The sequence below is a fragment of the Pantoea sp. DY-15 genome (assembly GCF_019795935.1).
Lineage (GTDB): Bacteria > Pseudomonadota > Gammaproteobacteria > Enterobacterales > Enterobacteriaceae > Pantoea > Pantoea leporis.
This window is the reverse complement of the sequence record NZ_JAIMIF010000001.1, coordinates 50,715-63,537: the sequence shown is the minus strand read 5'-3', so window position 1 is coordinate 63,537 and position 12,823 is coordinate 50,715. Positions and strand designations below refer to the sequence as shown.

At 50.2% G+C, this 12,823-nt stretch carries 14 protein-coding genes; 5 read left to right on the top strand and 9 right to left on the bottom strand.

Translation table 11 applies throughout. The features are described from left to right. Nucleotides 1-35: 35 nt before the first annotated feature. Together K5Y32_RS00330 and K5Y32_RS00325 are read left to right on the top strand one after the other, a co-directional pair. Nucleotides 36-1,805 (top strand): iron ABC transporter permease, encoded by a 1,770-nt coding sequence (locus tag K5Y32_RS00330; protein WP_110867794.1) that lies wholly within the window; start codon nucleotides 36-38, stop codon nucleotides 1,803-1,805. Further along, nucleotides 1,798-2,868, top strand: coding sequence for an ABC transporter ATP-binding protein (locus K5Y32_RS00325; protein ID WP_222181505.1), 1,071 nt, complete (start codon nucleotides 1,798-1,800; stop codon nucleotides 2,866-2,868). The genes K5Y32_RS00330 and K5Y32_RS00325 overlap by 8 nt, the downstream gene beginning before the upstream one ends. Nucleotides 2,869-2,968: 100 nt before the next feature. Here the strand turns inward: K5Y32_RS00325 and K5Y32_RS00320 are convergent, their stop codons facing one another. Both K5Y32_RS00320 and yafN read right to left on the bottom strand, forming a co-directional pair. Continuing rightward, nucleotides 2,969-3,373, bottom strand: a complete 405-nt coding sequence (locus K5Y32_RS00320; RefSeq protein WP_255602285.1) for a type II toxin-antitoxin system YafO family toxin — start codon at nucleotides 3,371-3,373, stop codon at nucleotides 2,969-2,971. After that, nucleotides 3,370-3,663, bottom strand: coding sequence for a type I toxin-antitoxin system antitoxin YafN (yafN, locus tag K5Y32_RS00315; RefSeq protein ID WP_222181504.1), 294 nt, complete (start codon nucleotides 3,661-3,663; stop codon nucleotides 3,370-3,372). Before yafN ends, K5Y32_RS00320 begins: the two co-directional genes overlap by 4 nt. 384 nt (nucleotides 3,664-4,047) lie before the next feature. On the opposite strand from yafN, the gene K5Y32_RS00310 reads away from it, so the two are divergent. Together K5Y32_RS00310 and K5Y32_RS00305 are read left to right on the top strand one after the other, a co-directional pair. Then, the gene (locus K5Y32_RS00310) at nucleotides 4,048-4,929 is read left to right on the top strand and encodes a toll/interleukin-1 receptor domain-containing protein (protein WP_222181503.1); all 882 of its coding nucleotides are present in this window, start codon (nucleotides 4,048-4,050) and stop codon (nucleotides 4,927-4,929) included. A 114-nt stretch (nucleotides 4,930-5,043) separates the two neighbouring features. Continuing rightward, nucleotides 5,044-6,162 carry an HNH endonuclease gene (locus K5Y32_RS00305; RefSeq protein WP_222181502.1) on the top strand — a complete coding sequence of 373 codons (1,119 nt, stop codon included), beginning with the start codon at nucleotides 5,044-5,046 and terminating at the stop codon, nucleotides 6,160-6,162. A 391-nt stretch (nucleotides 6,163-6,553) separates the two neighbouring features. Here K5Y32_RS00305 and K5Y32_RS00300 read toward each other — a convergent pair whose 3' ends face one another. Beyond that, nucleotides 6,554-8,299 carry a glycosyl hydrolase family 28-related protein gene (locus tag K5Y32_RS00300; protein ID WP_101762507.1) on the bottom strand — a complete coding sequence of 582 codons (1,746 nt, stop codon included), beginning with the start codon at nucleotides 8,297-8,299 and terminating at the stop codon, nucleotides 6,554-6,556. A 39-nt stretch (nucleotides 8,300-8,338) separates the two neighbouring features. Here K5Y32_RS00300 and K5Y32_RS00295 point away from each other — a divergent pair, with 39 nt between their 5' ends. Next, complete coding sequence (locus K5Y32_RS00295) at nucleotides 8,339-8,482, top strand: hypothetical protein (protein WP_222181501.1); 144 nt, start codon at nucleotides 8,339-8,341, stop codon at nucleotides 8,480-8,482. A 19-nt stretch (nucleotides 8,483-8,501) separates the two neighbouring features. Here the strand turns inward: K5Y32_RS00295 and K5Y32_RS00290 are convergent, their stop codons facing one another. The 6 genes from K5Y32_RS00290 to proA form a co-directional block, all read right to left on the bottom strand. Next, nucleotides 8,502-8,795, bottom strand: a complete 294-nt coding sequence (locus K5Y32_RS00290) for a hypothetical protein (RefSeq protein ID WP_110867798.1) — start codon at nucleotides 8,793-8,795, stop codon at nucleotides 8,502-8,504. Then, on the bottom strand, nucleotides 8,792-9,142 hold the full coding sequence (locus tag K5Y32_RS00285) for a hypothetical protein (RefSeq protein WP_101762510.1): 351 nt from the start codon (nucleotides 9,140-9,142) through the stop codon (nucleotides 8,792-8,794). The genes K5Y32_RS00290 and K5Y32_RS00285 overlap by 4 nt, the downstream gene beginning before the upstream one ends. After that, complete coding sequence (locus K5Y32_RS00280; RefSeq protein ID WP_101762511.1) at nucleotides 9,139-9,606, bottom strand: glycoside hydrolase family protein; 468 nt, start codon at nucleotides 9,604-9,606, stop codon at nucleotides 9,139-9,141. Before K5Y32_RS00280 ends, K5Y32_RS00285 begins: the two co-directional genes overlap by 4 nt. Before the next feature lie 183 nt (nucleotides 9,607-9,789). After that, a complete protein-coding gene (locus K5Y32_RS00275; RefSeq protein ID WP_110867800.1) occupies nucleotides 9,790-10,065 on the bottom strand; it encodes a hypothetical protein in 276 nt (91 codons plus the stop codon). Between the two features lie 415 nt (nucleotides 10,066-10,480). Then, nucleotides 10,481-11,212 (bottom strand): S24 family peptidase, encoded by a 732-nt coding sequence (locus K5Y32_RS00270; protein ID WP_101762513.1) that lies wholly within the window; start codon nucleotides 11,210-11,212, stop codon nucleotides 10,481-10,483. A 353-nt stretch (nucleotides 11,213-11,565) separates the two neighbouring features. Continuing rightward, nucleotides 11,566-12,819: a glutamate-5-semialdehyde dehydrogenase gene (gene proA / locus K5Y32_RS00265; RefSeq protein WP_222181500.1), complete on the bottom strand. Its 1,254-nt coding sequence runs from the start codon at nucleotides 12,817-12,819 to the stop codon at nucleotides 11,566-11,568. Nucleotides 12,820-12,823: the final 4 nt, after the last annotated feature.

Here is a 12,823-nt window from a genome sequence, read left to right as displayed (position 1 = left end):
TTTCTGTTATCTGATTCGCCATTCAGGGTCTCAATATGCGTGCATTGCAGAGAAAGTGGCAAAGCCTGCCGCGCGGCGTTGTGGTGCTGATAACCGCGCTGGTTATCTACGTTCCGCTGTCGTTTATCGTCATACAAAGTTTCTTGTCCGCCCCGTTCTTTTCGCCGTCGAAAGCGTGGAGCCTCGAGTCGTTTGAATTTATTTTCACCGATCCCGACTTCTATAAAGCGCTGCGCAGCGGATTTATTCTCGCCTTCGGGCTGGTGATCATCGCCATTCCGCTGGGCGGTATTCTGGCGTTTCTGATGGTGCGCACCGATCTGCCCGGCCGACGCATCATTGAGCCGCTGATCCTCGTGCCAATTTTTGTCTCGCCGATGGTACTCGGCTTTGGTTACGTGGTGGCGGCGGGCCCGGTGGGATTCTTCTCGCTGTGGGCACAATCGCTGTTCGGTTTTGTGCCGTGGAATATCTACGACATGTCGAGCATCGTAGTGATCGCCGGGCTAACGCACGTCCCGCACGCCTATCTGTATATCTCTTCTGCGCTGCGCAGCGTGGGATCGGATGTGGAAGAAGCGGCGCGTATTGCGGGTGCGACACCGCTGCAGGTGATGACGGCGGTGAGCTTGCCGATGGTGCGTCCTTCGATGCTGTATGCCACCGTGCTGCTGTTCTTCCTCGGGCTGGAGGTGTTCGGCCTGATGCTGGTGCTGGGCGATCCCGAAGGCAACATGGTGTTGGCTACCTATCTCTACCAACTGACTAATAAACTCGGCACGCCTTCTTATCATCTGATGGCCGCCGTAGCGGTGGTGCTGATCTGTATCACCATTCCGCTGGTGATGCTGCAACGCCGCCTGATGCGCACCGCCAATCGCTTTGTCACCGTGAAAGGTAAAGCCTCGCAGGCGCGTGCGCTGCCGCTGGGCAAATGGCGCTGGGTGGCGGGCGCGGTTGTCGCCTTCTGGCTGACGGTGACCATTGGCGTGCCGCTGCTGGGCGTGGTGCTGCGTGCGTTTATCTCAAACTGGGGCGTTGGCGTCTCGCTCTGGGATGAGCTGTCGATCAAAACCTTCCAGACCATCTGGGCGCAGCCTAATCTGCTGCGCGCCATCGTCAACTCGATGGCGATTGGGGTAATTGGCGGCGCGCTGGCGGTGGTGTGTTATCTGTTTATCGGTATCGCCATGCACCGCAAACCCGATAACACCACGCGCTTTCTCGACTACAGCGTGCTGGTGCCGCGTGCGGTGCCGGGCTTGCTGGCCGGCCTGGCGTTTCTCTGGGTGTTCCTGTTCCTGCCGATGTGGCTGGATAACTCGCTCAAATCGGGCTGGCTGTCTGATTTCGTCTGGTCGCAGTGGCTGCGCGATAACCTGATCGTCTGGCTGCGGTCACTGCGCAGCACCATCTTCAGCGTCTGGCTGGCGTATACCGTGGTGTGGATGGCGTATGGCCTGCGTCTGATCTCCTCCACGCTGCTGCAGGTCGGGCCGGAACTGGAAGAGGCGGCGCGCAGCACCGGCGCCACGCGCGGACAGATCACGCGTCACGTCACTATTCCGTTATCCCGTTACGGCCTGATTGGCTCATGGCTGCTGATGTTCCTGATTTTCGAGCGCGAATATTCCACCGGCGTGTACCTGCTCTCGCCCGGCACGGAAACCATCGGCTCCATGCTGGTTTCCCTGTGGGCGGCGGGCGCGATAGATATCGTCGCCGCACTCTCGTTTATTAACATCCTGCTGGTCGTGGTCGGTTTGGGTATTGCCTTGCGATTTGGAGTCAAATTACATGATTGAATTATCGGTCGAGAACCTGCACTTAACTTACGGCGACAATCCGGTGCTGAAAGGCGTGTCGATGAATTTGCAGCGCGGCGAAGTGGTTTCTCTGCTTGGTCCGTCCGGCAGCGGCAAAACCACGCTGCTGCGCGCAGTCGCCGGGCTGGAGAAGCCAACGCAAGGCACGATTGTGATTGGCAACAACACGGTTTACGCCGGCACGCCGCGCAGTGAGATCCCAGCGGAAGAACGTAATCTGGGGTTGGTGTTCCAGTCCTACGCCTTGTGGCCGCACAAAACCGTGTTCGAGAACGTGGCGTATCCGTTAAAGCTGCGCAAAGTGGCGACGGCGGAGATCACCCAACGCGTGCAGGATGTGTTGGTGCAGTTGGGTTTAGGCCACCTTGGTAAACGCCATCCGCACCAGCTTTCTGGCGGTCAGCAGCAGCGCGTGGCGATTGGTCGTGCGCTGGTGTACAACCCACCGGTGATCCTGCTGGATGAACCGTTATCAAACCTCGACGCCAAACTGCGCGAAGAGGCGCGCGTGTTCCTGCGTGAGCTGATCATCAAACTGGGCTTGTCGGCGCTGATGGTGACACACGACCAGAATGAGGCGATGGCGATTTCCGACCGTATTTTGCTGCTCAATAACGGCAAAATCGAACAGCAAGGCACGCCGCAGGAGATGTACGGCTCGCCGAAAACCCTGTTCACCGCCGAGTTTATGGGCAGCAACAACCGGCTGCACGGCAAAATCACCGAGCTGCGCGATGGTAAAGCGCGCATCGAGGGCAAAGGCTGGGCGTTGTGGGGATTGGCGGGCGCAGGCGTGCAAAACGGCCAGGAAGCCACGGCGGTGATCCGCGTCGAGCGGGTGAAACTGGTCGAGGGGCCGGGCGAAAACCAGCTGGAACTGCCGCTGCTCACCAGCATGTATCTGGGCGATCGTTGGGAATATTTGTTCCGCACCTCCGGCGATGATTTTGTGATTCGCGCCTACGGCACCGACGTCCGCGATCCGCAGCATTGCCATCTGGCGCTGCCGGAAAACCATGTGTGGATTTTCCCGAAAGGGTGAGGTTCAGCCAGGTCGCCATAAATGGCGACCCACGTTTGTCCGTTGCAGTTTTGTAGGATCGTCATTAATGACGATCCCTTTCAAAATGCTTATAGCCAACTTAATGCTTCATCCTGAACGCTTCGGCCATCATCCCGATCTTGTGCATATTGTTATTGTTGCGCGCCTTTTTATGCGCCTCGGGTTTCAGGATGATAATCAACAAGAAGGCGTCAGGATCCATCGCACCCTGGCAGTAAACCAGATGTGCCTGGTCGCTGGTCCGTTTGAACTGACGTAAGAACTTTGGAAAAAGTGCATCCGCATCGGCAAGATGAATGTGAGCCACCTGCTCTTCTTTTACTAAAGGATAGGTTCGGTCGTCATCGTAAGGCGCATCACGACCAAAGTTATCTGGCAGCACGCCGTCTTGCTTGTAGGATAAAAAATCAGCCGCCAAATCATCAAGTTCAGCCTGACTCAATTGTTGACGGATCAATGTTGATTTGAAAACCCTAATGCTCATTCCGTGAACTCAGTTAGATCCTTATCAGTGGCATTTTGTAACAGTGCCTGCCCTTTTTCCGCAATATCACTCAACCGATCGGCATTCGGCCTAAATCGCGCTGCGGTATGAACTCTTCCCTGCTTTTCTTCCAATAAATCAATCAACTCCTCAAACACCTCGGCACTTATCATATAGCCAGCGGGTTTGTTATTAGAGAGAACAGCCACCGGCTCATCAATAAAATATTTTGCAGGGTTTTTCCTTAACTCTGTGATGTTAATAGATTTTTCCGCAAGGATACGTTCCATAGCCACCTCAAAAAACATATTTATTATGTACATAATAATGCACATGCAAGCGCACATCAAATTTTATATTGATTATTATTAGTAACAAGTCCCAAACTGATAAGCTATCCGGCGCGAACTTCTCACTCGGCGATTTTGATACTACAGTATGAAGCAGATTTTCGAAGGGATTATGAAGAAGGTATAGAAGAGAGACATGTTCAGATCTTTAAGGTTCTTGCTGAAAAAACATTGCATCAGATGACGTCCTTGCATGCATATTGTTTTTTTGTGGCAATCATCTCGTATAATGGATTTATTAATCCAGTATTGAAGAGGTGATTCCTTCATCCTATTAACAACAACATTTTTCACGATATATAAATTATTTTTTAAAGATTTGAGGTGACAAATGAACACAAGTATTTTTTAAGCCATAATCATAGTGACAAGGAATTTGTTAGAAAGTTGGCGCAAGATTTAGGAAACCATGGGGTTCGATATTGGCTTGACGAAGCTGAAATGAAAATTGGTGATTCATTAATAAGAAAAATCAGGGATGGTATAGATAATGTTGAATATTTTGCCGTTATTCTTTCACCAAACTCTATAAATACTCCGTGGGTTGTAAATGAACTAGATGTTGCAATGAACCAACAAATAAATGGGCGAAACATAAAAGTCCTACCAATTATGTTCAAAGACTGCGAACCGCCAGGATTTCTACTTGGAAAAGTTTATGGTGATTTTAGGAATGGTGAAAATTATGATGAATCTTTTAAAAAGTTAGTCAATAGTATGGGATTGGTTTTTAATAAAACAGTTTTGAAAAATGAAAAAACCAAAAATAATTTATCAACTGCAATAGATAAAGCTTTCAACAAAAACCTATCAATAATGAACTCACCTTTTCATCGCCCATTTCAGTATATTGGAATGAGCATTAATCAAGCAGAAAAAGCAGTTGAATGTAAAGTTAATGATGTAGGGAATATTATTGTAGAATCCGATGATTGCCGCATGCTTCTTGAATCAGAAGGAAATTTCATTAGCTACGTTGAAGTCGATTTAAAAAGAACAGCACCGCATTATCAAAATCAAGAATTTGACTCCGAAGTGCCTCTTGGCGCACTAAGCATTGGATTATCTGAAGTAGAGTTAGCCAGAAAAAAAACGCATTGCCATACATATTATGATCATCGCAGAAAGTTAAAGGTTAGTGTTAGTTGCCTATATGATGAAGCACCTTTGACTGTTTCGTTTAGTTCAAAATATTATGGCATGTAATAAACACTAAAGAACCTTCACGCTCTTTTATCAAATAATTTTAGTGATAAGATTAATTATAAAATTTATTAAAGTAATGCGTTAAACATGAAAAATTAAAATATCGATATAGTTATGAATATTTGTGCATTATGCGACGTAGTAATAACCCATGATAACGACACTAAAGAACACATAATACCCAACAGTATTGGCGGAAGAAAAAAGGTAAAAGGCTTCATTTGCAACACTTGCAATAGGATAACTGGACAAGATTGGGATGTTGAATTAAATAATCAGCTTAACTATTTTAATTTATTATTTATGATTAAAAGAGAAAGAGGAACCCCCGCTTCAGAAAGAATTAAAACCATAAGTGGTAAAGAATATCTTGTTCACCACTCCGGGGTTATGTCACCATCGAAACCCACTTTAGAAATAAAAAATCAAGACAAAAATCATCAAATCAGAATTACTGCAAGAAACATTGAAGAAGCCAAAAAAATCCTTGGCGGCCTTAAAAGAAAGTACAAATCCATTGATGAAAAATCAATCTTGAAAAATTGGGAAACAAAGAATGAATACCTTAAAGAGCCATTAAGCTTTAAAGTAAATTTTGGAGGTCCAAAAGCAGGGAGGTCTTTAATTAAAACAGCATTATCTTTAGCTTATGATGCAGGTATAGCATCATCGTTTTGTGATAAAGCAGTGCAATATCTGAGATACAAATCTGCTGAACCTTGCTTTGGTTATTTTTATACAAAAGATTTAATCACTAACAGACCTCCAAGAACCCCATTACATTGCGTCCATGTTTATAGTAGCCAATCTACAGGTCTGCTCCTAGCATATATCGAATACTTTGGCATTCAAAGAATCATAGCGTGTCTTTCTGAGCAATATTGTGGTATAGAAATTAGCAAAACCTATGCGATAAATCCTGTAACAGGAATTGAACTTAATTTACATGTTGATTTAAAAGCAATAACAATTAATGACATTAAGAAAGCATATAATTATGAAAGCTATTCAACTCAAAAGGTCATCGAAGCATTTGATCAAGTCATGCCTCTTGCAATTGACATATCTTATGAAAGAGAAAAAAATAGAGTCATATCAGAAGCTGTGCAAAAAGCATTTGAAAAACCTGGTGTTTTAGAAGGTGAGAATCTATCAGCAGAACATCTGCAACAAATAGTCAACTCAATAGTTGAGGACATCTGGCCTTTTATGCAACACCATATAATTAAGTAACCGTCAAATCCATAAAAACGTACTGATTGAGCTCATTATTTCATGGAAAAATATTCCGCCCAAAAACCCTAAACACAGAAATCAAACAATAAATTAAATTAAATTAAATTAAATTAAAAAAATAAAAATTAAGATCCTTTTTTAAAACCACCTTACAACTCTTCCCATCGAAAAAAAATAATTTTAAACAGGCACACACTTCACATTTCATTTAAATAAACACATCCCTGTAACCAACCATTATTTCATGACATCCGAAAAAAAATCTAGATTTATTATAAAAAACATCAATTACAAATATATAGTTGGCAATATAATTTTTAAAATGGGGTAAATGTATTCTTTAAACAAAAAAGGCGAGGCCGAAGCCTCGCCAAAAAGATGCTGGACCTCAATCGTAATAAGGAAGTTTACGATCGACACCGTTAATGTTGACCAGCACAAAGCCCGTAGGCGCGGTTTTGTTGGTCGGCGTACCGGCCGCCGTCGCGACCGTCAGCACCCCTTTCTCGTTCGCGCCAATGCCGGCCAAACCGTTATGCAGCCCGAAACGCGCCGCCGGTTTGAAACCGCCCAGTTTGGTGGTATCGGTCACGACCGAGAAGTCCTGCTGGAACAGCGAGCAGGAACCGGTATCGAAACGCGTAGGGCCGGTGCATTTCAGGTTCATCATGGTGTCGCCGCTGTTGGCGCGCAGTTTTACCCACACCGCCGCATAGGTAGTGCCGACGCGACTGTAGCGGATATCCAGCACCGCAGGTTGTCCCATGTGATAGGCATCAGCCCACACCGTTTCCAGACGCTGCAGATTGACCCAGGTTTTGCCGGTCGCCGCCACGTTGACCGGTGAACCGGCGGTGCCCGTTGGCTGAGTGGCATCCGCTTTACCAATAAACTCCATTACCCACTGCTGGTTAGCGTTCGGGAAGAACAGCTGCCCGACGCGATACCAGTTATCGGTATCGGTGTTATTAGTAATTTTGTAGCCGCTGAAGTAGCCCGCGCGCAGCGATCCGGTCATAAAGGTGCCGTAGTTCTCGTCGCGACGATAACCGTATTCAAAGGTGGATAACCAACGTCCAGCCGCCGCATCCAGGCTGAGTTTTGCGCCGGATTGCAGATTGAGCTGACGGATCACCACGCGCGCATTGTTGAGATTCAACGGCGTGCCGCAATCCTCAATGTTCAGCGTATCCACCGTCCAGCCGCCGTCGGAGAGATCGCCCGGATTACGTGTGTGCTCAATCCACACGTTGCGAATAATCCCCTGCGTCACGCGCGGCATGTAGAGCGTGGCGTCGCCATAACCGGTCTGGAAGTTACAGTTACACAGCTCAATCGCCGTGGAGTGATCCCACGCGCCTTTTGGCGAGTTTGACCAGCCGACATCAAACACGCGTCCGTAGGTATACAGGGTGTAAATCTGGTCGAATTTACTGTCGAGGGTATCCAGCACTTTGATTACCGTACCGCCGTTATTCTGCGCGCGGAAACAGTAAATATTGACGGTGGTGCCTTCGATACAGGTGTTTTCGAAGAACGGCTGCACGTTGCTGCACATATCGGCAGTGATGGTGCTTTTGTTGGTGGTGATGTCGGCAGATGCCTGGCCGTTCCACGCAATACCGCGGATTGAGGTACGACGCGCCTTCACCTTGAACACCGTGTTGGCGCTTTTGTCGGAAATGATGGTGGTGCGCGGCAGCGAACCCAGCTCGACATCATCCCCCTGCAAACCGAAGAAAGCGCGCTCGGTACCGCTGATGTCGATGGGGCTAATCAGGAATCGACCGCCAGGGAAACGTACCGGTAATGCGGTGATGTTGCCTGAGTAGCTTTGCGTCCACGCCAGCATACGGTTAAACGCCTCGGTATCGTTGGCGTAACCGTCGCCTTTGGCACCGAAGTGATAAACGTTGATTTCGGTGGGATCGTTAATCACGCGTTTCCAGTAAAAACCGTTACCGATCACCAGCGTACCGCCATCTTCTACCGCCGTGGTGGTGCCGATAAAACCGGTAAAATCACCGCCACCGTGGAAGGTGGAGTCCGCGTTGTAACGACGTAAGAATGCCAAATCGCCGTTTTTGGCCGGTACAGTGGTGCGCAGTTCTGCATAAGAGTTAACTTCGATCATCATAGCCTCCTCGGCTTTTCGGGTAGGTAATGCAAATGCATGAGAGCAGCGTTACTGAGCCGGCTGGCCGCAGTGCTGATCCCAAAGATCGTTGTGGTTGTTGATGGCGCGCACGGTGCGAACGTCCATTCGCTCGGCGTCATTGCCGTGGGTGTAAATCGGGGAAAACAGGGTGCAGGCTGAGTCGATGACGACGGGAGATTCAGGGCTGGTGGTACTTCGATTGCTGCAACTTGTCACGAGCAGCAGCGTCATCAAGATTAAGGTTGCTGGCTTCCACACGTTTGGCCTCCTCGCGCAGCAGTTGCTGCTGTTGGTTAACCGCTACCGCTTGCGCCGCGGCTTTATCGGCGCGCTCGACGGCGGCCTGGGATGCTTGCTGCACCTTGCCGATTTTCTTGCCACCGAAGTAGCTGGCAACCAGCGCGGCGATGACGCCCGCCAGCGCGGCAACCCAGTGCCAGCTACCGCCGAACAATGTCATGAGCAATGTCATACTTTTTCCTCCATCGCATTTTTCTGCTGGTTGAGGCCTTTCTGGCGGATGAATTGGGCAATCACGCCCATCGCCACCATAAAGGCGCCAATCAGCCCCAGATAGTTGTGCGGCAGAATCGCTTTCACGTCGGGCGGCATGCTGTTCCAGGCATCAAGCGCAGCGGTGGGAAATGATTGCACCCACGCGCTGAGCATCGAACCGAGCGACGCCAGCCATACCGACCAGGTTTTGAATAACAGCCGCGCATGTTTCACGAACTCTAGCGTGGTGAAGCGCTGCATCACCAACACCACCACAATCACTGCCAGCACCGCGGTGACAAAAATCAGCAGTTTCAGATTCATAGCAGCCCCCGATAGATGTCGTAGGTGCCGCTGCGCATCACTTCGGCATGGCGCCGTGCGCGACCCGACGTTTGTCTTGCCCACAGGCTGTCGAGCATGGCGTTGGCCGCGCTGTTGAAATCGCCCTGCGTGATGGCGGTGAGCATGCCGCGAAACATCGCCAGCCCATCCACCCCCAGCTGATATCCCATGCTGATCAGCACATCGCTGCGCGCCTCATTGCATTTGGCCAGCGCCTGCTGCACCAGCGCACGCTGATGCATCTGCTGCACCTTGCCCTCGACAATGCACTGCTTCCACACATCGCCGACGGGACGCGGCACCTGGAAGATGTAGTTGCTAAGCGATGCCCCTTTGGGGCCGATGCGAATGCCGCCAGCGACCGTGGGAAAACCCAGAGAGTCGAGGTAAGGCGCTTCGCGATAACCCTCTTCAAAATTCAGGATGGCAATAATCTGGCTCATAGAAATTCCTCTTTGACGGGGCGCAACAGCCTGAAAATGGCTGCGCAAAACGGCAAAAAACATAAATCCTGCTGATCGTTTACGACATTGAGCGCGTTTTCATATAAGCGAAACGCTCAAGAATGGTTAAACAGTGAGCAACAATGGAACGTTCCGTTTAAAACTGGGGAAAGTGATGCAGGATTAACGCACGGCATACAAATAGACGTGGGGCAGACAGCAGTTATCAAAGCTGGGTTGTGCCTGCTGAACACGAACGGGCGCTAGCACGGCGCTGTCAACACGCGACAGCGTCTGGCGCTGGCAGATGCGTTCAGCGGTGCGCAAGGTGACGTTTTCGTATTCGATGCCGAGTGCGCTGTCGATGCTGCGCTTAAGGCTGAGGGACTGGCGTCGCCGATGGCGGCGCGTGCGTGCATTGCCTGAAAATACTGACTTTCCGTACTGGATGATCGCCATAACTCCTCCTGTTAATGAGTCTTTGGCGATGGGGTGGCAGGCACGGCAATTCGGCTGATGCCGACGCGTTCGCTGTTCCTCTGGAAAATACCCGACGTCAACTTACCCGGCTGCTTTCGCGGCCAGGGTGAAGTAGAGGAGAGTGAAAATCAGAGGGCAACTGACAACGCTGCAAAGTGCGTATCCACCCCATCCCAAAGTTCACTAACTTTGGATGGTATGTATCGCGCTTGTGCAGCGCCTCAATTGTTTAAGAGCGGGCTCATCCGTGAGCAGGTATGTTGTCCATCCATGCTCAAATTATTAACAGGTTCTAATGCATTGGCAAACACCAATGGTTAATTTTTTATTTACCGTCAGTTAAATTAATGATTTCAGCCAAAATATTTTTTTGCCGCAATCTGACGTTTTGTGATCAGCCCAGGATTTGATAATCCCGCGCCTGGCTCATGATCACCCGTGCCACCACTTGCAGTGTCCTGGCTTCTTCCAGCGTGAGATACCAGGTTTCATAGCGCTTGTTATCGGAGATCACCGCGACCTTTTTGTGCTGAAGTTGCAGGCGTTTGAGATAGAGCTGATCGTCAAGCGTGAACAGGTAAATGCCATCGCCATCGAAGCGATGCACGCTGATATCAACAAACAGCTGATCGCGCGGCGCAAAGGTGCCGGCCATCGAATCGCTGTTCAGCGCGATGAGGCGAATATTTTCCGCCGGGCGGCCATTAAACAGCACCCGCGCCTCTTCCAGCCCATATTCAATGGCTTGAATGGTTTCCACCAGTTCATCGCGCGAAGAGCCGCTGCGCACACCGTGCTGGCCGATATCCAGACTCTCCACGCGAAACAGATGTTTTGGGTTCACCAGACTGCGCTGCGTCAGCAAGGCGGCTGGTTTTTCCATGCCAAATTGCAGCCACTCCACGCGCACGTCGAGTAACTGGCTGAGAGCCAGTAAATTATTATCATCGGGGATCGATTGCCCGTTAAACCATTTCCACACCCCCGGCGTTGAGATCTTGCATCCCCTCTCTTGCAGAGCCAGCGCAACCTGTTTATTCCGTCCATGTCCGACAATTCCCGCGCTTTCGCATGCGGCAATCAGCCTGGCAGTGAATGCTTGTCTCGTACTTTCTTTTTTAACCATCAGTTAATAATCTGCCTTCAGTAAAAGACTGAATGTTATTTTCATTTTTGCTACCAGTTCATTTTATATTACCGGCAGTTTACTACCCAACCGCTTTTATCAATGAAGCTGGACAATCATTATCCCCTTCGGTTAGGGCGAAACCAGTGTTCAGTGCCATATCGCTTGTTCTGACAGGGGTTTTCAGGATTGTTCTGTAGCAATAAGACCAGCATCTAAAGGAAAAAATGGGTGAAAAGCCGCGAGCCCGCCATAGATGACAGAAATAAATCAAAAAGCTCTTGGAATAACTGGATCGAAAGCGAAAAAAATGGGCACCGTTTTCGGTGCCCATTATCATGCAGGAGCGAACATTAGCGACGTAGCGTATCGTCGCCCCACCCTATCCATTTGTAGGTGGTCAGCGCTTCAAGTCCCATTGGACCACGCGCATGCAGCTTCTGCGTACTGACCGCCACTTCGGCGCCGAGACCAAACTGGCCGCCGTCAGTGAAGCGTGTGCTGGCGTTAACGTATACCGCCGATGAGTCAACCTGGTTGACGAAGCGATTGGCGTTGCCAATGCTGCGCGTCAGAATGCCATCAGAGTGCTGCGTGCCGTGCTCACGGATATGCGCGATGGCTTCATCAATATCCGCCACCAGCTTGACGTTCAGATCGTTGGACAACCATTCGTCATCATAATTTTCCGCTTGCACCGCCACCACCTCGGCAGCACCGTTTTGCAGCAGCGCCAGCACATTTTCGTCGGCGTGCAGCGCAATCTTCTCTTGCGCCATACGTTGCAGAAATACCGGAATGAAGGTGTCCGCCTGATCGCGATGGATCAGCAGCGTTTCTAGCGAGTTGCAGGCGCTTGGCCGCTGCTTCTTGGCATTGACGATCACCTCCAGCGCGGCCTCGGTCTCCATGGTTTCATCGAGATAGAGATGGCACACGCCGATGCCGCCGGTGATCACCGGAATGGTGGAGTTTTCACGGCACAGCTTGTGCAAACCTGCACCGCCGCGCGGGATCAGCATATCGACGTAGCGATCGAGCTTCAGCAGCTGATTCACCAGTTCACGATCCGGGTTTTCAATCGCCTGCACCGCGCCCGCCGGTAAACCGTGCTGGGTCAGCGCATTTTGGATCACGCGCACGGTGGCGGCGTTGGTGCGATAAGTCTCTTTGCCACCGCGCAGAATCGCCGCGTTGCCGGTTTTCAGGCACAGCGATGCCACATCAACAGTGACATTAGGACGCGCTTCATAAATCACGCCAACCACACCCAGCGGCACGCGACGACGTTCAATGCGCAGGCCGCTATCAAGCTGGCCGCCATCCATCAATTGCCCCACCGGATCGGCCAGGCGACACACCTGACGCACATCATCGGCAATGCCTTTCAGACGCTGCGGGTTGAGTGTCAGGCGATCGAGCAGCGCTTCGCTCATGCCATTTTGGCGTGCATCCGCCAAATCCTGCTCGTTCGCCGCCAGGATGTCCGCGCTTTCCGCTTCCAGACGATCGGCGATGGTGAGCAGCACCTGATTTTTTTGTTCGGTGGAGAGTTCTGCCAGTTTGTACGACGCAGCGCGCGCCGCTTTACCCATCTCTTCTAACATTATC